The organism is Cedecea sp. NFIX57 (assembly GCF_900177785.1).
In the GTDB taxonomy this organism is placed as follows: domain Bacteria; phylum Pseudomonadota; class Gammaproteobacteria; order Enterobacterales; family Enterobacteriaceae; genus Cedecea; species Cedecea neteri_C.
Window position 1 is genome coordinate 1 of record NZ_FXAS01000123.1, and the last position, 1,413, is coordinate 1,413.

Sequence of the window (1,413 nt, forward strand, 5' to 3'; positions counted from 1 at the left end):
CGGTATAGTTCTGCTCTGTCACCAGGGCTACGGCTTCTTTTTTAAACTCAGGGGTAAATTGTCGTTTCTGGTTCACTAAACACCTCCGTTATGGAGGTAAGTTTAGTGTCCTGATTATTCAACCACTACAAGGTTTTGAACAGTCCGTCGTGAGAGACTGGTCTGTTCCTGCCCTTTCCTTTTCTGCCTGACATGCCGTGTCTCCGTTGTCTGACGATTATTCATCGGGCCTGGCGGTATTATACCGGAACTGAGGTCCGGGTACCTCAGTTTCACCCCTGCCTGTCTTCGGAGAAACTGGCCTCTCCCTTTGCCTGTAGCGCCTGGTTTTTTGCCCCATCCCGCAACCACATGATGGTCTGCCTGGCGGCGTTCAACTCCCGGGCCACGACGCTGATGCTGGTGTAAGTACCCCGGTATAGCGCAACGCTTCGAGTTGTGATTCCGTCATATCTTCCGGGAGGATCCACGCCAGTTGGCTTCCCCTGAAGCAGGTGATCACATCAGATACGGTACTGCACCCGATATTCAGGCAGGCCGAAATGCTCCTGTTGGCAGGTGGCTGTCAAATTTAAGGCGAATCAGTTCGTTAATTTACTTATCCGCGTTCTCAATCTTGCCATGGCGACACGTCTCCGGAAGTTGGGTTATCAGGAGAAAATGTTGTCCATTGTTTTAAAAGTGAAAAGCACGGGATTCCGACGACAGGATCATCGATTCCAACAGATGGTCAGATTTGGCCGGAGCAAATCGGAATCAATGGTCGGTCTGGAACAGAATATGCAAGTGTCCCGATTATTCGATCACATCACCTATTAGCTAAGATAGATTCAGGAACAAAAACACCAACAGAATGTTCGTTTAATATATGTTGATCCGCGACAAGTATACTCCCTACCATTATTTAACCTGTGGAATGTTATCTGATGAAAACTATTGTCATATTATCCAGTATATTGATTTGTGCTTCTCTAAGCGGTTGCGCAGTACAGAATGATAAAACCCAGTTTAATGGCCTCGGCTTGACGTACCAGTCTGATGTTAAAAAACTGCAAAATGGTGATTATTATACTGAAGCGGAAGCCGCTCCAGCAGCAGGACGAATGTCAGGCGCCACCGGAGTCGTTAATACTAAAGCAACTGATTTTTGTAAGGCACAAAATAAACTCATGAAAGAAGTTAAGCAAGAAACTGATTCTCATTTACTTATTAATGGGGTTGCCCGTTTGACATTTCGTTGCGAATAATGCCTGAAGCACTGTGGCTAACAGAGTCACAGTGCTGAGAGTCATCCACTGCGGGTACAACAGAACAGCAAGAGCCTGTACATAAATTTGTGTAATTGCCTGATTTTGATATGTTCAATCCAACATCAAAAGCAGGTTAATTTATGGACGAAAAACAGTTGCAGGC

At 45.9% G+C, this 1,413-nt stretch carries 1 protein-coding gene; it reads left to right on the plus strand.

Annotated features, from left to right (window positions below; all coding sequences use genetic code 11):
• Positions 1-926: 926 nt before the first annotated feature.
• Positions 927-1,247, plus strand: a complete 321-nt coding sequence (locus B9Y90_RS26175; RefSeq protein ID WP_085543184.1) for a hypothetical protein — start codon at positions 927-929, stop codon at positions 1,245-1,247.
• Positions 1,248-1,413: the final 166 nt, after the last annotated feature.

Excerpts from the sequence above, each read along its gene's own strand:
- B9Y90_RS26175 (WP_085543184.1), top strand. The coding sequence starts at position 927 with ATGAAAACTATTGTCATATTATCCAGTATATTGATTTGTGCTTCTCTA.